The sequence below is a fragment of the Trinickia mobilis genome (assembly GCF_017315705.1).
In the GTDB taxonomy this organism is placed as follows: domain Bacteria; phylum Pseudomonadota; class Gammaproteobacteria; order Burkholderiales; family Burkholderiaceae; genus Trinickia_A; species Trinickia_A mobilis.
In genome coordinates this window covers 71,410-92,316 of the sequence record NZ_JAFLRF010000009.1, presented here as the reverse complement: position 1 = coordinate 92,316, position 20,907 = coordinate 71,410, and the positions used below count along the sequence as shown (strand labels likewise).

The 20,907-nt window shown below is 67.0% G+C and carries 13 protein-coding genes; 4 read left to right on the top strand and 9 right to left on the bottom strand.

The window, feature by feature from the left end:
* Positions 1-8 precede the first annotated feature (8 nt).
* The 3 genes from glcE to J3489_RS14645 all read right to left on the bottom strand — a co-directional run bounded on the left by glcE (position 9) and on the right by J3489_RS14645 (position 4,592).
* Positions 9-1,097, bottom strand: a complete 1,089-nt coding sequence (gene glcE, locus J3489_RS14655) for a glycolate oxidase subunit GlcE (RefSeq protein WP_206999146.1) — start codon at positions 1,095-1,097, stop codon at positions 9-11.
* A 388-nt stretch (positions 1,098-1,485) separates the two neighbouring features.
* The gene (locus J3489_RS14650; RefSeq protein WP_206999144.1) at positions 1,486-2,979 is read right to left on the bottom strand and encodes an FAD-linked oxidase C-terminal domain-containing protein; all 1,494 of its coding nucleotides are present in this window, start codon (positions 2,977-2,979) and stop codon (positions 1,486-1,488) included.
* A 197-nt stretch (positions 2,980-3,176) separates the two neighbouring features.
* Positions 3,177-4,592: an FAD-binding oxidoreductase gene (locus J3489_RS14645; RefSeq protein ID WP_206999142.1), complete on the bottom strand. Its 1,416-nt coding sequence runs from the start codon at positions 4,590-4,592 to the stop codon at positions 3,177-3,179.
* Between the two features lie 318 nt (positions 4,593-4,910).
* Between J3489_RS14645 and J3489_RS14640 the strand changes: the two genes are divergently transcribed.
* A complete protein-coding gene (locus J3489_RS14640; protein ID WP_206999140.1) occupies positions 4,911-5,465 on the top strand; it encodes a cob(I)yrinic acid a,c-diamide adenosyltransferase in 555 nt (184 codons plus the stop codon).
* Between the two features lie 81 nt (positions 5,466-5,546).
* Here J3489_RS14640 and aroG read toward each other — a convergent pair whose 3' ends face one another.
* Positions 5,547-6,620 (bottom strand): 3-deoxy-7-phosphoheptulonate synthase AroG, encoded by a 1,074-nt coding sequence (gene aroG / locus J3489_RS14635; RefSeq protein ID WP_206999138.1) that lies wholly within the window; start codon positions 6,618-6,620, stop codon positions 5,547-5,549.
* A gap of 280 nt (positions 6,621-6,900) precedes the next feature.
* Here aroG and J3489_RS14630 point away from each other — a divergent pair, with 280 nt between their 5' ends.
* Positions 6,901-7,047 carry a hypothetical protein gene (locus J3489_RS14630; RefSeq protein ID WP_206999434.1) on the top strand — a complete coding sequence of 49 codons (147 nt, stop codon included), beginning with the start codon at positions 6,901-6,903 and terminating at the stop codon, positions 7,045-7,047.
* 60 nt (positions 7,048-7,107) lie between these two features.
* On the opposite strand, the gene tldD is transcribed toward J3489_RS14630, so the two are convergent.
* From tldD to J3489_RS14615, 3 genes are all read right to left on the bottom strand, one after another.
* Positions 7,108-8,574: a metalloprotease TldD gene (gene tldD, locus J3489_RS14625; protein WP_206999136.1), complete on the bottom strand. Its 1,467-nt coding sequence runs from the start codon at positions 8,572-8,574 to the stop codon at positions 7,108-7,110.
* Between the two features lie 109 nt (positions 8,575-8,683).
* On the bottom strand, positions 8,684-9,511 hold the full coding sequence (locus J3489_RS14620) for a carbon-nitrogen hydrolase family protein (RefSeq protein WP_206999134.1): 828 nt from the start codon (positions 9,509-9,511) through the stop codon (positions 8,684-8,686).
* Between the two features lie 90 nt (positions 9,512-9,601).
* Positions 9,602-13,858: a YhdP family protein gene (locus J3489_RS14615; RefSeq protein ID WP_206999132.1), complete on the bottom strand. Its 4,257-nt coding sequence runs from the start codon at positions 13,856-13,858 to the stop codon at positions 9,602-9,604.
* A 101-nt stretch (positions 13,859-13,959) separates the two neighbouring features.
* Here J3489_RS14615 and glnE point away from each other — a divergent pair, with 101 nt between their 5' ends.
* The gene (gene glnE, locus J3489_RS14610; RefSeq protein WP_255555073.1) at positions 13,960-16,869 is read left to right on the top strand and encodes a bifunctional [glutamate--ammonia ligase]-adenylyl-L-tyrosine phosphorylase/[glutamate--ammonia-ligase] adenylyltransferase; all 2,910 of its coding nucleotides are present in this window, start codon (positions 13,960-13,962) and stop codon (positions 16,867-16,869) included.
* Positions 16,870-16,900: 31 nt separating this feature from the next.
* Here glnE and recN read toward each other — a convergent pair whose 3' ends face one another.
* Complete coding sequence (recN, locus tag J3489_RS14605; protein WP_206999128.1) at positions 16,901-18,568, bottom strand: DNA repair protein RecN; 1,668 nt, start codon at positions 18,566-18,568, stop codon at positions 16,901-16,903.
* A 14-nt stretch (positions 18,569-18,582) separates the two neighbouring features.
* Positions 18,583-19,485 (bottom strand): NAD kinase, encoded by a 903-nt coding sequence (locus tag J3489_RS14600; RefSeq protein ID WP_206999127.1) that lies wholly within the window; start codon positions 19,483-19,485, stop codon positions 18,583-18,585.
* A gap of 314 nt (positions 19,486-19,799) precedes the next feature.
* Between J3489_RS14600 and hrcA the strand changes: the two genes are divergently transcribed.
* On the top strand, positions 19,800-20,819 hold the full coding sequence (gene hrcA / locus J3489_RS14595) for a heat-inducible transcriptional repressor HrcA (RefSeq protein ID WP_206999125.1): 1,020 nt from the start codon (positions 19,800-19,802) through the stop codon (positions 20,817-20,819).
* Positions 20,820-20,907 lie beyond the last annotated feature (88 nt).

The window sequence follows — 20,907 nt, the reverse complement described above, 5'->3', positions numbered from 1 at the left end:
CGCGTCGCTCAGAAATCAGGGTAGAGACGGCCGCGATTGAATACGCGGGCCGGATCGAACGCGGCCTTCAGGCCGCGGTGGATTTTCATCAGCGGCGCGGGCAGCGGCGTAAAAACGCCTGCGCTGCGGTCGTAGCCGTGGCCGGTGCGGAAGATCGTCGCGTGGCCGCCGGCCTGCTTCGCGCTCATGCGAACGGTCTGCGCGTCGGTATCGGTGATCCACCAGCGCTGCGCGCCGCCCCATTCGACGAGTTGCGCGCCCGGCAATTGAAGCGGTTCGGTGATCGACGGCAGTCCGAGCCGCCACAGCGCGGCCTTGGGCGGGATCGTCGAGAAGAACGGATCGGTTTGCTCGCGCAAGCCTTCCCAGAAGCGCTCGGCCTCGACCGCGTCGACCACTTCGCCGCCGAGCGCAGTGCGCGCCGCCTTCACCGCACTTTCCGCGCCCGCGAGCCGCACGGCGAGCGTGCCGTTGCGCCACGCGCTCGCGGTGATCGGCAGCGGACGGCCGCCCCACTCGTTGAGCTTGCGCACGGCGTCGGTGCCGTTCATGTCGAACTTGATCGTGGCCTCGGCGGCGGGGCGCGGCAGCACCTTCACCGACAGTTCCAGAATCAGCCCGAGCGTGCCGAGCGAGCCCGCCATCAGCCGCGAGACGTCGTAGCCGGCGACGTTCTTCACGACTTGGCCGCCAAAATGCAGCGTCTCGCCCTGGCCGTTCATCAGCACGACGCCGAGCACGAAGTCGCGCACGGCGCCGGCCGCAACGCGCCGCGGCCCGGCGATGCCCGCCGCGATGCAGCCGCCGAAGGTGGCGGCGCGGCCGAAGTGGGGCGGCTCGAACGCGAGCATCTGGTTGTGCTCGGCGAGCGCCGCTTCGACTTCCGCGAGCGGCGTGCCGCAGCGCGCCGTGATCACGAGCTCGGCGGGATCGTACGAGAGGATGCCCCGATACGCGCGGGTCTCGAGGATCTCGCCCTCGAGTGCCTGACCGTACCAGTCCTTCGTGCCGCCGCCGCGAATGCGCAGCGGCCGTCCGTCGGCGGTGGCCGAGCGGATGCGTTCCGACCAACCGGCGACGATGTCGTCCTCTTCCATGGCACTCCGCTTGAATGGGTAGTCAGTGAAACAGCCCCCGCGCTCACTGGCGTTCGCTGCCCCCAGGGGCGCCGGCAGGCATGGGGCGGTCCCGCACAGTGAAGCAGCCCCCACGCTCACTGGCGTTCGCTGCCCCCCCAAGGGGGCGCCAGTACGCTTGGGGGCGGCCCGGCGCGTACTGGGGGGATATGGGGGTCGATTGTACCGGGCGACTCCGGGCAAGCAAGCCGGAGCCGCCCGGCCCGGGTAAATCCGTGTTGTGGGGCGGGCCTTATTGGGGCGTTTGGCTACGGCTTGCCGGAAGCGGATCGGGCGTTGACGTGCGGACGATGCCGGCGGCCGGTCAGCCAGCCGGCCCAGCCGGAACCGCGGGTTGGTTCCGGGCCGCTCAAAAGCGCGGCAACTCCGCATGCGGCAGCAGCCCGCCGCGCACATGCATCTTCCCGTACTCGGCGCAGCGGGACCGCGTCGGAATGCCCTTGTCGGGATTGAGGAGCCCAAGCGGATCGAACGCGCGTTTGACGGCAAAGAACGCATCGCGCTCCTCCGGCGAAAACTGCACGCACATCGAATTGATCTTTTCGATGCCGACCCCGTGCTCGCCCGTCACCGTGCCGCCCAGCTCGACGCACGTCTCGAGGATGTCGGCGCCGAACGCCTCGGCGCGGTGCCATTCGTCGAGATCGTTGCCGTTGAAGAGGATCAGCGGATGCATGTTGCCGTCGCCCGCATGGAACACGTTCATGCAGCGCAGCCTGTACTTGCGCTCCATCGTCTCGATGCGCGCGAGCAGCGGACCGATGCTGCGGCGGGGCACGGTGCCGTCCATGCAGTAGTAGTCCGGCGAGATGCGCCCGGCGGCCGGAAACGCGTTCTTGCGGCCCGACCAGAACTTGAGCCGCTCGGCTTCCGAGCGCGAGATCTGGATGCGCGAGGCGCCGTGCTCGCGCAGCACGGCCGTCATCCGGACGATTTCCTCGGCCACTTCCTCCGGCGTGCCGTCCGATTCGCAGAGCAGGATGGCAGCGGCGTCGAGATCGTAGCCGGCGCCGACGAACTCCTCGACGGCGCGCGTCGCCGGCTTGTCCATCATTTCGAGCCCGGCCGGGATGATGCCCGACGCGATGATGCCGGCCACGGCATCGCCGCCTTTCACCACGTCGTCGAAGCTCGCCATGATGACTTGCGCGGTCTGCGGCTTCGGAATCAGCTTGACGGTGACTTCGGTGACGATCGCGAACATGCCTTCGCTGCCGATCAGCACAGCGAGCAGATCGAGCCCCGGCGAATCGGGCGCGAGCGAACCGAATTCGACGATGTCGCCTTCCATCGTGACGGCACGCGCGCGCAGCACGTTGTGCACCGTCAGGCCGTATTTCAGGCAGTGCACGCCGCCCGAGTTTTCCGCAACGTTGCCGCCGATCGTGCAGGCGATCTGCGACGACGGATCGGGCGCGTAGTACAGGCCGTAAGGCGCGGCTGCATCCGAGATCGCGAGATTGCGCACGCCGGGCTGGACGATGGCGATGCGCGCGTAGGAATCGACTTCGATGATCTTCTTGAAGCGGGCGAGCGACAGCACGATGCCGTTCTTGATCGGCATCGCGCCTCCCGACAGGCCGGTGCCCGCGCCGCGCGGCACGATCGGCACGCCAAGGCGCCGGCAGATCTGCACGATGCGCTGCACCTGCGCTTCGGTCTCCGGCAGCGTGACCGCGAGCGGCAGCCTGCGGTACGCCGCGAGGCCGTCGCATTCATAGGGCGTCGTGTCTTCTTCGCGGAACAGCAGGCAATGCGTCGGCAGCACGGCCATCAGGGCCTGCACGACTTCGCGCTGGCGTTCGGCGAGCGCTTCGGCCGAGAGTTCGGCGGGGTGGTTCATGATGCCTCCCGCCGGGCCGCCCCAAGGAAGGCATCCGCCCCCTCGGGGGGAGCTTTGCATGGGGCCGGAGTAAGCGCCAAAGCGCTAACTCCGGTCGACAGCGAACGATAGTGAGCGTGGGGGTGGTTCATATCTCCTCCTGCAAGGTCGGCGCTCTAGGTCGCTGTTTGTCGCCGGCGGTCGCGCCAGCCCGCGCACTATGCCGCATAGGAAAAAATCTTACCCGGGTTCATCAGATTGCGCGGATCGAGCGCGTGTTTGATGGCGCGCATCGCGTCGATCGCGTCAGGGCCGTGCTCGTCGAGCAGGAAGCCCATCTTGTGCAGCCCGACGCCATGCTCGCCCGTGCAGGTGCCGTCCATGCGCAGCGCGCGCTCGACGATGCGGCGGTTCAGCCGCTCCGCTTCGTCGAATTCTTCGGGCTTGGCCGGGTCGATCAGCATCGCGACGTGGAAATTGCCGTCCCCGACGTGGCCGACGATCGGGCACGGCAGTGGCGAGCCCTTCAAGTCCTGCTCGGTTTCGACGACGCATTCTGCCAGCCGCGAGATCGGCACGCAGACGTCGGTCGTGACCGCGCGGCAGCCCGGCTTCAGTTGCAGCATCGCGAAATAAGCGTTGTGCCGCGCGTTCCACAGGCGGCTGCGGTCTTCGGGCCGGGTGGCCCATTCGAAGCCGCTGCCCGCGTTGTCGGCGGTGATTTGCTGGACGGTTTCCGCCTGCTCCTTCACGCCGGCCGCCGTGCCGTGGAATTCGAAGAAGAGCGTCGGCGACTCGGGCAGCGTGAGATTCGAGTGACGGTTGATCGCGCGAATCGCGAGCGAATCGACGAATTCGACGCGCGCGATCGGCACGCCCAGCTGAATCGTTTCGATGACGCTTTTCACGGCATCGCCCATCGACGGAAACGCACAGACCGCCGCCGACACCGCTTCCGGCTGCGGATAGATCCGCACCGTGATTTCGGTGATGACGCCGAGCGTGCCTTCGGAGCCCACGAAAAGCCGCGTCAGGTCGTAGCCCGCCGACGATTTGCGCGAGCGCGTGCCGGTCTTCACGATGCGGCCGTCGGCGAGCACGACGGTCAGGCCGAGCACGTTCTCGCGCATCGTGCCGTAGCGCACGGCGTTGGTGCCGGAGGCGCGCGTCGCCGACATCCCGCCGATGCTCGCATCCGCGCCCGGGTCGATCGGGAAGAAGAGGCCGGTGTCGCGCAGCGCCTCGTTGAGGGCCTTGCGCGAGACGCCTGCCTGGACAGTCGCCGTGAGGTCCTCGGCGGCGATCGACAGCACCTGGTTCATCGCGGACAAGTCGATCGACACTCCGCCTTCGACCGCGAGCAAATGCCCCTCGAGCGACGAACCGTTGCCGTAGGGAATGATCGGCACGTTGTACTGACCGCAGAGTTTCACGGCGGCCTGCACATCCTCGGTGGAGCGCGCGAAAACGACGGCGTCGGGCAGTTGCGGATCGAACGGCGATTCGTCGCGGCCGTGATGCGCGCGCACGGCTTCGGAAGTCGAGGCGCGCTCGCCGAAGGCGGCTTTCAGCGCGTCGAGCAATTCAGCGGGAACGGGGCGGCGAACGGAGGACGGCGGCACGGGATGATTCACGGATGTCTCCTGGCGGCGGGGTGGAGCGTGTTATGGCGAAGAGGCGTTTGCAGTGCGTGGGCCTCTACGGGCTTTGGCGAGGTTCTGACCGCGGCCTTGACGGACCGCGGCGGCAAGAAAGCCGCAAATGAAGCGAACCGGTGCTTGCAATTGAGGCGAACCATTCTACGCTGAACGTCCCTGCCGGACCCTCGAGATATCCCAAAATCCTATAATGGTGGCCGCTATGCGGCGGCCTGGCCGGCGCCGCTGATCAAAGACGCGCCGGCCAGCGGCCCGGCGCCCCGAAGGAAGTCCCCTTGGGGGACGGGAGGCATCATGGGTCACCGTTTGAGCAAGATCGCCACGCGCACGGGCGACGACGGCACCACCGGTCTCGGCGACGGCAGCCGGGTACGCAAGGACGACGCGCGCATCGCCGCGATCGGCGACGTCGACGAGCTGAACTCCCAGATCGGCGTGCTGCTGTGCGAGCCGCTTCCTGACGACGTGCGCGGCATGCTGACGGCAATTCAACACGATTTGTTCGATTTGGGCGGCGAGCTGTGCATCCCCGGTCATACGTTGGTCGCCGATACGCATCTGGCGCAGCTCGACGGCTGGCTCGCGCAATGCAACGCGGATTTGCCGCCGCTCAAGGAATTCATCCTGCCCGGCGGCTCGCGCGCGGCGGCGCTCGCGCACGTTTGCCGGACCGTTTGCCGGCGCGCGGAGCGCTCGATCGTGGCGCTCGGTGAGGCGCACGCGATCAACGAGGCGCCGCGCCGCTATGTGAATCGTTTGTCCGACCTGCTGTTCGTGCTGGCCCGCGTGCTCAATCGCGCGGACGGCGGCAGCGATGTGCTGTGGCAGCACGATCGCGGCGCCGGTTGAGCCGCGGCGTGCTTGCCGCGGGGCACAGGCGGGCAGCGTAGCTGCCCGGAGCCTGCGCCGACGGCCTGCATCGGCAAACCCTCAATTTCCGCTGCCGCGCGCGACGCGCCGCTGCCTGACGCTTTGCGCAAGCCCTTCGAGCACGCCGAGGCTGTCTTCCCAGTTGATGCACGCATCGGTGATGCTCTGGCCGTACGTCAGCTCGCAGCCTTCCTTGAGGTCCTGCCGGCCCGCGACCAGGTGCGATTCGATCATCACGCCGACGATCCGCTCGTCACCGGCCGCAATCTGGCGGCCGATATCGGCGCACACCGGAATCTGGTTCTCGTGCTTCTTCGAGCTGTTCGCGTGGCTCGCGTCGATCATCAGGCGTGCGGCGAGGCCGGCCTTGCTGATGTCGGTGCAGGCCGCATCGACGCTCGCCGCGTCGTAGTTCGGCACCTTGCCGCCGCGCAGGATGATGTGGCAGTCCTCGTTGCCGGCCGTCGACACGATCGCCGAGTGCCCGCCCTTCGTCACCGACAGGAAATGGTGCGGCTGCGACGCCGCCTTGATCGCATCGACGGCGATCTTCACGTTGCCGTCGGTGCCGTTCTTGAAGCCGACCGGGCAGGAGAGCCCCGAGGCCAGCTCGCGATGCACCTGGGATTCGGTGGTGCGCGCGCCGATCGCACCCCACGAGATCAGGTCGGCGATGTATTGCGGGCTGATCATGTCGAGATATTCGGTGCCGGCCGGCAGCCCCAGCTCGTTGATGTTGACGAGCAGCTCGCGCGCAGTGCGCAGGCCGTCGTTGATCTTGAAGCTGTTGTCGAGGTACGGGTCGTTGATGAGGCCCTTCCAGCCCACCGTCGTGCGCGGCTTTTCGAAGTACACGCGCATCACGATTTCGAGTTCGTTGGCGAAGCGCTTGCGCTCTTCGACGAGCCGCCCCGCATACTCCATCGCCGCCTTCGTGTCGTGGATCGAGCACGGCCCGATGATGACGATCAGGCGGTCCTCCATGCCGTGCAGGATGCGGTGCATCGACCGGCGGGTGTTGAAGATCAGGTCCGACATGGGTTCCGTGCACGGGAACTCGCGGATCAGGTGCGCGGGCGGGGTGAGTTCTTTCAGTTCTCGAATTCGGACGTCGTCGGTATTGTGCGGGGGCATTCTGGCTCTCCTGTGTCGGCCGGAGTTGGCGCCTTAGCGCTTACTCCGGTCCCATGTAAAGCTGCGGTGTGGTTCGCTCAAAGCACGCGTTTCCGGGAAAGCGATGCCGAAGCGGGCGGTATTCAAAAAGCGTTCAAAGATTCGTGGCGATTAAACAGTCGATTGATCGAGGCCAAAGCACGGGGCGAAAAAAAACCGCCAGACTCGCTGGCGGTTTTTTCGGGAATTCTGGGTGCCTTTTCGTGCACTATCACTCCTCTCGATCCGCCAGCGGTCTGAGATGCCAAAAGAAGTAAAAGTAAAACTTGGCGGACATCATGGCTTGGAAAGGAAGTGGCTTGTCAAAAAGGTACTCGGCTTTATAACCCGGGCGGGCGCGGCTGACAACCCGCAAACCCAAAAAATGCGGGATTTCCGCATCGCTTGAGGGAAACGCGCAGGAAATCTGCGCATTTCCCTCGGCGGCAATGCACGCGGGGAGCTCGCGTCAAACGGTGCCGCCGACCGTCATCCGATCGATACGCAGCGTCGGCTGGCCCACGCCCACCGGCACGCTTTGGCCTTCCTTGCCGCACACGCCGACGCCCGTATCGAGCGACATGTCGTTGCCGATCATGCTCACGTACTTGAGCGATTCCGGTCCGCTGCCGATCAGCGTGGCGCCCTTGACCGGATAGGTGACCTTGCCGTCCTCGATCATGTAAGCCTCCGACGCCGAGAACACGAACTTGCCGTTCGTGATGTCGACTTGGCCGCCGCCGAAGTTCACCGCGTACAGGCCGTTCTTCACCGACGCGATGATCTCCCGCGGGTCCTTGTCGCCGTTGAGCATGTAGGTGTTGGTCATGCGCGGCATCGGCAGCGCGGCGTACGATTCGCGGCGCGCGTTGCCGGTGACGGGCATCTTCATCAGGCGCGCGTTCAGCGTGTCTTGGATGTAGCCCTTCAAGATGCCGTCTTCAATCAGCGTCGTGCACTGGGTCGGGTTGCCTTCGTCGTCGATATTGAGCGAGCCGCGGCGGTTCGGCAGCGTGCCGTCGTCGACCACCGTCACGCCCTTCGCCGCGACCTGCTCGCCGATGCGTCCGGCAAATGCCGACGAACCCTTGCGGTTGAAGTCGCCTTCGAGGCCGTGGCCGATCGCCTCGTGCAGCAGCACGCCGGGCCAGCCCGGCCCGAGCACGACAGTCATCGCGCCGGCCGGAGCCGGGCGCGCTTCGAGGTTCACGAGCGCCGCCTTCACGGCGTCGTCGACGTAGCTCTCGAGCACGGCGTCGGTGAAGTAACCGTAGTCGAAGCGGCCGCCGCCACCGCCCGTGCCGATCTCGCGCCGGCCGTTCTGCTCGGCGATCACCGTCACCGAGACGCGCACGAGCGGGCGGATATCCGCGGCGAGCGCGCCGTCGCTGCGCGCGACGAGCACGACGTCGTATTCGCCGGCAAGGCCCGCCATCACCTGCGTGATGCGCGGGTCGCGGGTGCGCGCCATCTGTTCGACGCGCTCGAGCAGCTTGACCTTGGCCGTGGCGTCGAGCGAGGCGAGCGGATCGGCCGGCAGATACAGATCGCGCCCGGCCACGCCCGTGAGCGACGATGCCGCCTTCACCTTCTGCTTGCCGCCGCCCGCCTTGGCGATCGCGCGCGTGGCCTCGGCGGCTTGCGCGAGCGCTTGCGGCGACAGATCGTCCGAGTAGGCGAACGCCGTGCGGTCGCCGGACACGGCGCGCACGCCGACGCCCTGATCGATACTGAAGCTGCCCGATTTCACGATGCCTTCCTCGAGACTCCACGCTTCGCTGCGCGTCGCCTGGAAGTAGAGGTCGGCGTAGTCGACGCGATGCGTGAAGATGTCGGCGAGCGTGCGCGTGAGCAGCGCTTCGTCGAGCCCGTAAGGCGTGAGGAGGACGTCTTTCGCGGTCGCGAGATTGCGGATGCCGGGTTCGATGATGTTCATGCGTGTGTGGGTAGATTCCGGGTAGATTCGAAAAAACGGTTGGGTCGCGGCGCTTCAGTTGATGTCGGGGAGGTAACGGTTTAACGGTGGCCGTGCTTGGGGAGGCGAGTCATGCCAGCACGCGATGCCGCCACGCGGGCAGGCTCTGGCGCACTTCGGCGATGCGCGCGAGGTCGATATCGCCCGCGACGACTCCCGCGCCTTCGTCGCGCACCGCCACGATTTCGCCCCAGGGATCGACCAGCATGCTGTGGCCCCAGGTGCGGCGGCCGTTCTCATGCGTGCCCCCTTGGGCCGCGGCGAGCACGTAGCACTGGTTCTCGACCGCCCGGGCGCGCAGCAGCATCTCCCAATGGGCGCGTCCAGTCGTGTACGTGAACGCGGACGGCACGACGATGAGCGCACAGTCGCCCATCCGCCGATACAGTTCCGGAAAGCGCAGATCGTAGCAGACCGACAGGCCCACTCGTCCGAACGGCGCATCGAACGTCCGGACCGTGTCGCCGGGCCGGATCGTGCGCGCTTCGTCGAACGACTCGCTGCCTTTCTCGAAGTTGAAGAGGTGGATCTTGTCGTAGCGCGCCGCTTCCTCGCCTTCGGGCGAGAAGACGAGCGTCGTGTTGAGCACCCTGGATGCTTCCGGCGCCAAGAGCGGCAGTGTCCCGCCGAGCACCCAGACGCCGTGCCGCCGTGCCGCGTCGGCCAGAAAGCGCTGGATCGGGCCATCGCCGTAGGGCTCGCGCACGGTGAGCTTGTCGGTGTCCTTGAAGCCCATGAAGCAGAAGTACTCGGGCAGCAGCACGAGCTTCGCGCCGCCGGCGGCAGCCTCGGCGATCAATTGGCCGGCAGCGTCGAGATTGCGTTCGCGATCGGGCGTGCTGACCATCTGCAGCGCGGCGACGCGGTAAGGCGTGGAACTAGGGAGTGGCTCGCTCATGTCGTGAACTGTGGCATTCGCTCGAATCGCAGAAACGGCACCGTGGCGGCGACTGATCCGGCCCTGGCGGGGCGGCCGCCCGGCGGGCCGTCACTGACCCGTCGCTTCGGCTGGGGCTGGGGCCGCCTCGGCCGGAGGAAGAATCATCTTACCGCGATCGCCGTGGAGCCGCTCAATGTGCGGATGCGCCCACGAACCGGTGATCGCGTACTGCAGCGCGAAGGCGTGCGCGAGCGATTCCGACAGCGCGAAGTTCGCGACGAGCGCGCCCAGGCCGAAGAGCGGATTGATGATCGTCGCGGCGATCACCGCCGAGCCGGCGCTGACGGTCGGCGTTACGTCGACATGCAGATTCTGCGTCTCGCCCGCGAGATCGACCGTGCCTTTCATGCTGGCGCGGGCGGGCGCGGTCACGATCCGGAAATCGTCGGTGCGGCCGATGCCGTTCTTGATCTGGCCGGTGCCCGTCACGCTTTCGAACGGCAGGCCTTCGCCGATCACATCCTTGAAATTGAGCGTCAGCACGCGCGTGAGGCTTTGCAGGCTCAGCACGCCGAGCAGCTTCGCGACGCCCGGATCGACCTTCAGGATCTGCCCGTGATGCAGGTCGACGGCGACGTTGCCGTTGAGCGTCGGATAGTCGATCGCCGTCGGGCCGCCGCGCCAGCCGACCTTGCCCGAGAGCGATCCGCTGCCCGCCTTCACCGTGCGCGGCAGGCCGAAGCGCTCGAGCAGCGCGCCGGCGTCCGCGATGTCGAGCTTGAAGTCGATCACGGTGCGCCGCGGCGAGTCGTCGGGCGCGCTCGCGCCGAGGCGGCGCGAGGTGCGCCAGTTGGCGGTGGCGGAGAGCTTCGCGGCCGGATTGCTCACCTCGAACTTGTCGAGTTGCCAGACCGGCACGCCATTGTCGTCGAAATTGTGGGCGTCGACTTCGAGCCGGCCGATGTCGCGATTGCGCACGGTGAGATCGTCGACGACGAGATCGATGGCCGGCATTTTCGTCGCGGGCGCGTGGGCGACCTGGCTGACCAGCTCTTTTTCCATCGCGCTGGGGATCACGAGCTTGGCGAGGCGCGCCTGCAGCAATCCCTCGTTGTTGCGGCCGGCGCCCGGCTGCCACGACAGGTAGCCGGAGACCTGATCCGACGCGATGTTCGCCTGCCAATTCGGACCGATACGCGAGGCGCCGACAACCACATTTTCCCAATTGCGATGCATGAGCTTCAACGTGTCGAAGTGCAGCGCGAAGCGGCTCGGCAGATATTGAGCGGGGGTGTTCGTGCCGCTGCCTGCACTTGCGTTCGCCCCTGCCGCGGGCTGCGCGGCAGGGGCGGCGCCGGCGCTGGCGGCGTCCGGCGACGGCGTTTCGTTGGCGGCATGCAGGCCGCCATAGAGCGTGCGCCATGCATCGGCATCGAACTCCTGGACGTCGATATTGGCGATCACGCCCTCGTCGGGCAGGTCCGCCGGACGGTTGAAGCCGATCGCGCCGCGCACGACCGTCGGCGCCTCGTGCGGCGGATGACTGAGCACGTAGGCAGCGACGAGCGGACCGAACGTCAGGTCGGCGCGCTGCAGGTCGGCGCCGTCGCCGGTGTCGAGGGGCTTGAACGTGAACGAGAGCGGCATCGCCGTGCCGAGCGGCTTGTGGTACGGCGCCGGCAGATCGAGCGCGAGGCCGGTCAAGTCGGAGGTCGCCGTAACGTCCGGCAGGCGGCCTTTCGCGCCTTGCACGTTGATCGAGTAGGACGCGCTGCCCGACACGTGCGTCAGCAGCTCTGCGGCCGTGCCGTGCAGATTGAGGTCGCGCGCGGCATCGACGGCGACGCGCCCGGCGACGTTGAGCGCATACGTGCCGCTTGGACTGAGCGCGCCGTCGGCGCGCACGTCGCCGCCGAGCCAGCGTCCGTTGATCCGGTCCAGCGTGACGGAATGCTCGGTAAAGCCGACCTTGCCGGTGAGCTGCGACAGCGGCGGCACATTGCCGGCGGCGAGTTCGTTGCCAAAGAGTCCGATCGACCCCGCGACAGCCACGTGCGGCTTCGGATGGCGCGGAATCGTGAGCGTCAGCGCGAGCGTCGCCGGGCCGCTGCCGCGCACTGTGTCGGCGGCGTGGTTGGTCATGCCGGCGAGCGCGCTGTTGTTCGCGTAGTCGAGCAGGTCCGCGAGCGGGCCGTGCGCGCGGCCTTCGATGATGAGCGGCGAGCCTTCCTTGTTGCCGAGGTCGTCGATGCGTCCGGCCACCTTGGTGACGCGCACCCCCTTGTAGCGCCCCTTGTCGATGTCGAGGCGCAGCACGTTTTCCTTGAGCGTGAAGACGCCGTCGATGTCGTCGAAGGCCGGCCAGATGTCGGGCGTGCCGTTCTTCAGTTTCTTCGGAGGAAACGGCGAGGGGTCGAACTTGCCGCCCGAGAACGGTGCGGTGATGCGGAAGATGCCGGCCTTCGGATCGAGCGAGTAGGGGAACTTGTCGAGGTTGCCGTGCACCTCGATCACGCCGTTCTTCGCCATGCCGCCTTGCAGCCCGTGGCCGAGGTATTCGCGCAGGTGCTCGCTGATGCTCGTCGGCAGATATCGCGTGATGCGCGTGACGAGCGCGTGGTCGATGTTGGCCGTGAGGTCCAGCGTGCCGCGTCCATGGCCGGGATTCGAGTAGTTCGCGACGATGTGGCCGGCCGTGTCGGCATTCGCGACGTTGAAGTCGGATACCGTGACCACGAACGGCTTGTGTTTTTCGCCGGGCTGGGCAGGAAGGATTGTCCAGTTGCCGCGGCCGCTCAGGCGGTCGAATGTGAGACGCGGGTCGTCGAACTCGCCGGGGATCGTGACAGCCGCATGGACCGTGTCCAGCGTCACGGTGCCGTGCGTTTCGTCGGCGTCGACCGTGCCCCATAGATTCTCGAAGCCGGGGACGCCGGCGCGCGGGTGGCCCTTCGGCGACAGGCCCGGCGGCGGTTCCTGCGCGGCGAGGCTGATGCCTTGCAGGTCGGCCTTGAAGCGGTAGTGGATGACCGGCGCCGCGCCGCTCACGCGCTGCTCGCTTGCGGCTTCGTCGTTCTCGGGCTTCGCGCGCTCGATGGACATCTCATAGTTGGCGACGAGCCCGCGCGGATCGAAGCGCACGAGTTCATTCAGGAAGCGCCGGGGAAACGGCAGCGCGCGGCTGAATTCGGCGAGGATGCCGAGGTCCACGCGGTCGCCGGTAACGCTCATGGACTGCCCGCGCTCCACGCTCGGCGCGCGGTAGTGGCCGACGAGCGTGTTGAACGCAAGCGTGCGCGAGATCGGCGTGCCGTCAGGCAGCGGCGGCTGGCCGAGCTCGGCGCGCAGGTTCGACAGCCGCAGCGTGTAGTCGCGCCGCGGGTCGATATCGACCGACCACGAGAAGTGGGCGATCGGCACGTCGAGCTTCGGTTGCGTCGGGTGTACCCGGAGCGCGACGTCGTAGCCTTGCAGGTCGCCGCTCGCCGAATGGATGTGGCCGCCCGAGAAATTCACCCAGATCGAGTTCGCGACGCGCCCGGCGTAAGTTTGGATCGGGAAGCTGACGTAGCGCGCGAGCGCCGGCAGATCGACGAGCCCCGTCGAGATGTAGGCCTGGCCGGTCCAGTTCACCGGCTTGCCGATCGCGTGAAGATGCGCATGACGGAACTGCGCGCGGAAGTCGAGCGGGCCGTGCAGCACCGTGCCGTCGGCGGGCGCCTGCAATGCGATGCGGTGATCGGCGCCGTGGTTCAGGATCGCGAGGCGGATGTCGCGCAACGCGAGTTCCGGCGCGTCGTGCTGCGCATCCTGCCAGCGCAGCGTGCCGCCGCGCAGCACGATCGCCTGCTGTTCGAGGAGCCAGGTCGAAAACGTATCGTTGCCCTTGTGGGCCGTCGGCACCTGCACGCCCGCGACCAGTAACGACCCGTCCGCCGAGCGCTCGACGAGCACGTCCGGCTGATCGACCACGAGGCTCGACAGCGTCGGCTTGAAGTGCACGAGGGAGCGCCACGACACGGCGGCCGTCGCATGCGGGATGTTGAGCGCGAGCTTGCCGTCGCGGCCTCGGATGGTCAGATCGGTCACGTCGATGCCCGGCTGGAAGCCGGACCAGTGCGGCGCGAGCTTGCCGATCCGCAATTGCGCGTGGAGCTTTTCGGAGACGAGGGTTTCGATGCGCGGACGGAAGTCGTCGATGCGCGGCAGGAGCACGTAGCGCAGGCCGACGAGGGCGCCGATCGCGATGAAGTAGAGGACGAGCGCGACAGTCAAAATCGTCCGCAACGCATGCCTGAGCACTGCGTGGTCGTGCCGCGGGGGGGTGGCTTCGGCCGGATCGACGGCTTCCTTGCGGGCGGACATGCTGCGGCGAGTCGGCAATATGGTAGTTTTGCGGTCTAACGACGAAATGTAACACAGGGGCATGCCGCTCAAACCAACGGCTACGCCTTGTTACACGGGCATTGCTTACCGAGTTTCTTACCCAGTTTCGCCCCGGTCACGAGATCGTTGCAAGAGGCGGGCGAAACGCCGAGCAACCCCGTCTTAAACGGGAATCAACCAGCGCTTCCGAGTCATTCATGACTGATGTCTTCCTCCTGAGTTCCAGCTATTCGAACTATGCGGCGCGGGCGATTGCGGCCCGCCCGGAACTGGCTGCGCGCATCGCTGGGTGGGCCAATGAGCCGCTCACGCGGGAGCGCATCGACGCGCGGCTCGACGCGCTCGTCGCCGGGCAAGCGGGCACGTCCGATGCGCCGCTCGCCGAAGACGCGCTGCGCCGTGCGCTGCGCCAGTTGCGCACGGAGGTGTTCGGCGCGGTGATGGAGCGCGATCTCGCGGGGCAGGGGGATGTCGCCGAAGTCACCGGCACGATGACGGATCTTGCCGAAGCGACGATCCAGCGCGCGCTCGCGGTCTTGTCGGCGGAACTCGAAGGGCTCTACGGCGAGCCGCGCGGGCCTGACGGCGAGCGGCTGGCGCTGGGCGTCGTCGGCATGGGCAAGCTCGGCGGGCGCGAGCTGAACGTCTCGTCCGACATCGATTTGATCTTCGTCTACGAGGACGACGGCGAGACGGCGGGCGGCACGCGCTCGCCGATCGCGACGCAGGAATTCTTCACGCGGCTCGGGCGGCGGCTCATCGGCGCGCTCGCCGAAGTGACCGCGGACGGCTACGTATTCCGCGTCGACATGCGGCTGCGTCCGAACGGCGATTCGGGGCCGCTCGTCTGCAGCCTCGGCATGCTGGAAGAGTATTTCTATGTGCAGGGCCGTGAATGGGAGCGCTACGCGTGGATCAAGGGGCGGCTCGTCTCGGAGCACGAGAGCGCCGCCGCCAAGCGCCTCGCGACGCAGCTCGATGCGCTCGTCAAGCCGTTCGTCTACCGGCGCTATCTGGACTTCGGGGTGATCGGCGCGATCCGCGCGCTGCATCTGCAGATCCGCCAGGAAGCGCAGCGCCGCGCGGCGATGCGCCCCGACAAGGCCGACGACATCAAGCTCGGCCGCGGCGGCATACGCGAGATCGAGTTCAGCGCACAGGTGTTCCAACTGATTCGCGGCGGGCAGGATGCCGGCTTCCGGATTCGTCCGACGCTCGCCGTGCTGCGCCACGCGGCGGGGCGCGGACTGATCGCGCCGAAGGTTTGCGCCGATCTCACGCAAGCCTATAAATTCTTGCGCGTGCTCGAACACCGGCTTCAATACCGCAACGACGCGCAGACCCACGCGATGCCCGTCGATCCCGATGAACGCGCGCGCCTTGCCGCGTCGCTCGGTTTCGCCGACTACGCGGCGCTGATGGCGAAGCTCGACGGCCACCGGGAAATGGTCGAATCTCAGTTCGACCAGATCTTCGCGGACAAGGTGAGCGGCAACGGCGGCTGCGGCGTGGCAGGCGACGGCGCGGCCGCCTGGATCTGGAGCAGCGCGCTCGGCGACGACAGCGCCGACGAAGCACTTCTCGAACGCCTCGCCGAACTCGGCTTCATCGACCCGGCCGATTTGCTCACGCGCATGCGCGCGGTCTGGCAATCGTCGCGCTATGCGGGACTGCCGGAGAAGAGCCGCCAGCGCTTCGACACGATCGCACAGCGGGCGCTCGAAGCGGCCGCGTCGCTCGAACCCGCCGAGAAACGCGGCCAGACGATCGCGCGCCTGTTCGACTTGCTCGAAGCGATCGGCCGGCGCGGCGCCTATCTGGCGCTGCTCAACGAATATCCGGCGGCGCTCGATCGCGTGCTCTCGGTGCTCGGCGCGTCGCGCTGGGCGGCCGGCTATCTGATCCGGCATCCGCAGTTGCTCGACGAACTGCTCGACGACGAAGCGATCGCGAGCCCGTTCGACTGGGCGGAGTTCAAGACGTCGCTGCGCGCGCGTCTCGCGGCGGCCGCCGACGTCGAGCAGCAGATGGATCTGCTCCGCCACGCGCAGCAAGCCGAGGTGTTCCGCATCCTGCTGATCGACCTGGCCGGGAAGCTGTCGGTCGAGCATGTCAGCGATCGTTTGTCGGAGCTGGCCGACTCGGTGCTCGACGTGACGATCGAAGCCGTCTGGAAACAGTTGGCGAAACGCCATCGCGAGGTGCCGCGCTTCGCGGTGATCGCCTACGGCAAGCTGGGCGGCAAGGAACTGGGCTATGCGTCCGACCTCGATCTGATCTTCCTCTACGACGACCCGGACGACGCCGCCGCCGACGTCTACGCCGCCTTCACGCGGCGTCTCATCACGTGGCTCACGACGGCCACCGGCGCCGGCACGCTGTTCGACGTCGATCTGCGTCTGCGGCCGAACGGCGAATCGGGCCTCCTGATCACCGACCTCGACGCGTTCCGCCGCTACCAGTTGCGCGAGGGCGATGCGGCGAATACCGCGTGGGTGTGGGAGCATCAGGCGCTGACGCGCGCGCGCTTTTGCGCGGGCGATGCCGAGATCGGCGCGCAATTCGAGGCGATTCGCGAGCAGGTGCTGACCACGCCGCGCGAAGCCGCGCCGCTCGCCGCGGAGATCGCGGCGATGCGCGAGCGCGTGTTCACCGGCCACCCGAACCGCACCGAGCTGTTCGACTTGAAGCACGATCGCGGCGGGATGGTCGATATCGAGTTCATCGTCCAGTACTGGGTGCTGCTGCACGCGCAACGGCATCCGGAGATGATCCGCAATACCGGCAATATCGCGCTGCTGCGCGAGGTGTCGCGTTTCGGGCTGATGAGCCCGGACGAGGCGGAGACCGTGGGCGGCGCCTACCGGACGTATCGGAAGATGCAGCACAAGCTGCGTCTCGATGGGATGGAAACGGCGCGGGTCGTGCCGGAGCGCGTCGCCGACGAAAAGTCGGCCGTGTTGCGGCTGTGGCAGCGAGTGTTCGGGTGAGCAGGGCGCCGCGCGACGCTCGAAGCGAACGCTAGGCCGTCAGCATTTCCTTCGCGTGCTTGCGCGTCGTGGCGGTGATTTCGAGGCCGCCGAGCATTCGCGCGACTTCCTCGATGCGGCTCGCCTTATCGAGCGGCGAAACGGTGCTGACCGTGCCGCCATTCGTATCGGCCGCTTTGGCCACCTGGAAATGATGGTCGCCGCGTGCGGCGACTTGAGGCAAGTGCGTGACGCACAGCACCTGCCGGTCGCGGCCAAGCTGGTGCAAGAGGCGCCCGACCACTTCGGCGACACCCCCGCCGATTCCGGTATCGACTTCGTCGAAAATCAGCGTCGGCGTCGGGCTGGCGGCGCTCGCGATTACCGCGAGCGCGAGACTGATGCGCGCGAGCTCGCCGCCGGACGCGACTTTCGCAAGCGGCCGCAGCGGCACGCCTGCGTGGCCGGCGACGCGAAACTCGATTTGCTCGAGCCCATGCGCGCCGCCTTCAGTGAGAGGCACGAGCGCGACTTCGAAGCTGCCGCCCGCCATCGACAATTCCTGCATCCCCGTTGTCACCGCCGCGCCGAGTGCCTTCGCGGCCTTCGCGCGCGCCTTCGACAGCGCCTTCGCTTCAACCAGATAGGCATCCTTCGCCTTGCCTTCCGCTGCGCGCAGCCCGTCGAGATCGGCGGCGGCATCGAGCGCCGCAAGCTGCGCCCGGCGGGCCTCGTGTTCTTCCGGCAGCGTCTCGGGCTGCAGGCGGAATTTGCGTGCGGTCGAATGCAGTGCGTCGAGCCGTTTTTCGACCTGCGCGAGCCGGTCCGGATCGAGTTCGAGCCTTTGTGCGTAATGCGTGAGCGAGTAGGCCGCCTCCCGCACCTGGATTTCGGCGGGTTCGAGCGACGCAAGCGCGTCGTTGAGCGCCGGGTCGATCTCGGCGAGATCGCGCAGCTTGTTCACGATCGAGCCGAGCCGGGCAACCATCGCGTCGTCAGCCTCGGACAGCGCGTTTAACGCGCCCTGCACGCCGTCGATCAGGTTCGCGGAATGCGACAGCCGCCGGTGCTCGGCGCCGATCTCTTCCCATTCGCCAGGCTGCGGCGCGAGCTTGTCGAGTTCGGCGAGCTGCCAGGCGAGCCGCTCACGCTCCAGTTGCAGTTCGCGGTCGCGCGTTTGCGCCAGTTCGACGGCATGGGCCGCATCGCGCCACCCCCGATGCGCGCGCGTGACGCCTGTCGCGGCGGCGGCGAGCCCGGCGTGCGTGTCGAACAGTTCGCGCTGGGCGTCCGAGCGCATCAGCAATTGATGCGCGTGCTGGCCGTGGATGTCGACGAGCATTTCGCCGACCTCGCGCAACTGCGTCAACGTCGCCGGCGTGCCGTTGATGAACGCGCGCGAGCGTCCGTTCGCGTCGACAACGCGGCGCAGCAGCACGCAGTCCTCGTTGTCGACGTCGCCGTTATCGCCGAGCGCCTGCTCGTCGAGCCAGCGTGCGACGTGCTCGTGCGCGGCGAATTCGGCGGTGATGTCGGCGCGGCTCTGGCCGGTGCGCACGACGCTCGCGTCGACGCGGGCGCCGAGCGTCAGCGCGAGCGCGTCGATCAAAATCGATTTGCCGGCGCCCGTTTCACCTGAGAAAACCGTAAAGCCGCGGTCGAATTCGAGATCGAGCGCGGCGACGATGACGAAGTCGCGTATCGAGAGGTGACGGAGCATGGAGGGTCGTGAGGTTACACGAGCGAATCGTCGTCGAGCGACGGGTGTTCGTTCCAGTGCAGCTTCTTTCTGAGCGTCGCGTAATAGCTGTAGCCGACCGGGTGCAGGAACGGCACCGAATGGCGCGAGCGGCGCACGTCGATCGTATCGTTGAGCTCGAGCGCGGTGAACGACTGCATGTCGAAGTTCACGTTGACATCGCGGCCCGCGATGATCTGAATGCTGACTTTGCTGTCGTCGGGCAGCACGATCGGCCGATTGGACAGCGCATGCGGCGCGATCGGCACGAGTACGATGCCCTCCAGTTGCGGATGCAGGATCGGCCCTTGCGACGACAGCGCGTAGGCGGTCGAGCCGGTCGGCGTCGCGACGATCAGCCCGTCCGAGCGCTGGTTGTACATGAAGCGGCCGTCCACCGACACACGCAATTCCGCCATGCCCGAAAAGCCGCTTCTATTCACCACCACGTCGTTGAATGCGAGTGCGTGATAGATCGGCTCGCCGTTGCGCATGATGCGCGACTCGAGCAGCGTGCGCTCTTCGCGCTCGAAGCTGCCGGCGAGCATCTGCAGGACGACCTGCTGCATGTCGGACGCGGCAATATCGGTGATGAAGCCGAGCCGCCCGTGGTTGATGCCGATCAGCGGCGTCTTGTACGGCGCGAGCTGCCGGCCGATGCCGAGCATCGTGCCGTCGCCGCCGAGCACGACGGCCACGTCCGCGCGCGCGCCGATCTCCGCGGGGGTGAGCGCCGGGTAGCCGGTCACGCCGATATCGTGCGCCGTCTCCGCTTCGAACACGACCTCCAACCCGCACTTTGCGATGCACGCGGCGAGCGTCATCAGCGGCTCGCTGATGGCCGGTGTGTTGCTGCGCCCCACGAGCGCAACGGTCTTGAACTGGCTGCCGATTTCCATGCCGGCATTACACCATAGGTGCGGTTTGAAAAGAACCGTCGTTGCACGTCTCTTGGCGCCCCGGCTTTACGTTTCGTGTATGCGGCCGGCATCGATTTGTCGCTAGAATGGTGGCGCCCTGATGACATTTCAGGCATCCGCGTTCTGCCGGCGCGGGAGCGTCGAGCGGGGCGGGGGCGCGTATCGCGGGCCGCTGACCGGTTGGCCGGTTGGCCCGGCGGCCCGCCAGTGCGGAGCCGCGGCCCGGATTCCGCTTGGCCGCGTCATTGCTGCGCGTTCGCGGGGCAGCCGCCGTTAAGCTAGAATTTTGCGTCATGTTAGATCCACGCGCACAAACCCTCCTCAAGACGCTGATCGAGCGATACATCGCCGAAGGTCAGCCGGTCGGCTCGCGCACGTTGTCGCGCTATTCCGGGCTCGAGCTGAGCCCGGCAACGATCCGCAACGTGATGTCCGATCTCGAGGAGCTGGGTCTCGTGATCAGCCCGCACACCTCGGCGGGCCGGATTCCGACGCCGCGTGGCTACCGGCTGTTCGTCGACACGATGTTGACCGTCGAGTCGAAGGCCGAGGAGGACGCGGTCACCCAGACGGTCAAGACCACGCTGCAGGCGGGCGAGCCGCAGAAAGTGGTGGCCGCTGCGGCGAGCGTGCTGTCGAACCTGTCGCAGTTCGCGGGCGTCGTGTTGACGCCGCGGCGCAGCCACGTGTTCAAACAGATCGAGTTCATGCGTCTGTCGGACAAGCGCATCCTGCTCATCATCGTGACGCCCGAAGGCGACGTCCAGAACCGCATCATGGCGACGCAGCGCGACTATTCGCCGTCGCAGCTCACGGAAGCCTCCAACTACATCAACGCCCATTTCGCGGGCCTCTCGTTCGACGAAGTGCGCCGGCGTCTGCGCGAGGAGATCGATCAACTGCGCGGCGACATGACAACGCTCATGCACGCGGCCGTCACCGCGAGCACGGATGAAACGGACACCGGCGAGACGGTGCTGATTTCGGGCGAGCGCAACCTGCTCGAAGTGGCGGACTTGTCGTCCGACATGGCGCGGCTGCGCAAGCTTTTCGATGTTTTCGATCAAAAGACGAGCCTCCTTCAGTTGCTCGACGTGTCGAGCCACGCGCAAGGCGTGCAGATTTTCATCGGCGGCGAATCGAATCTCGTGCCGATCGAGCAGATGAGCGTCGTGACGGCGCCGTATGAAGTGAACGGCAAGATCGTCGGCACGCTCGGCGTGATCGGGCCCACGCGCATGGCTTATAACCGCGTGATTCCGATCGTCGACATCACCGCGCGCCTGCTTTCGATGGCGCTCAGCCAGCAGTAGTGTCCGCGCGCCGATGCGCGCTGCCAATCGGCCGAACGGCGGGGTATGCGCGTCAAACCGCGCCGCTATAATGATCCGGATCTGAACC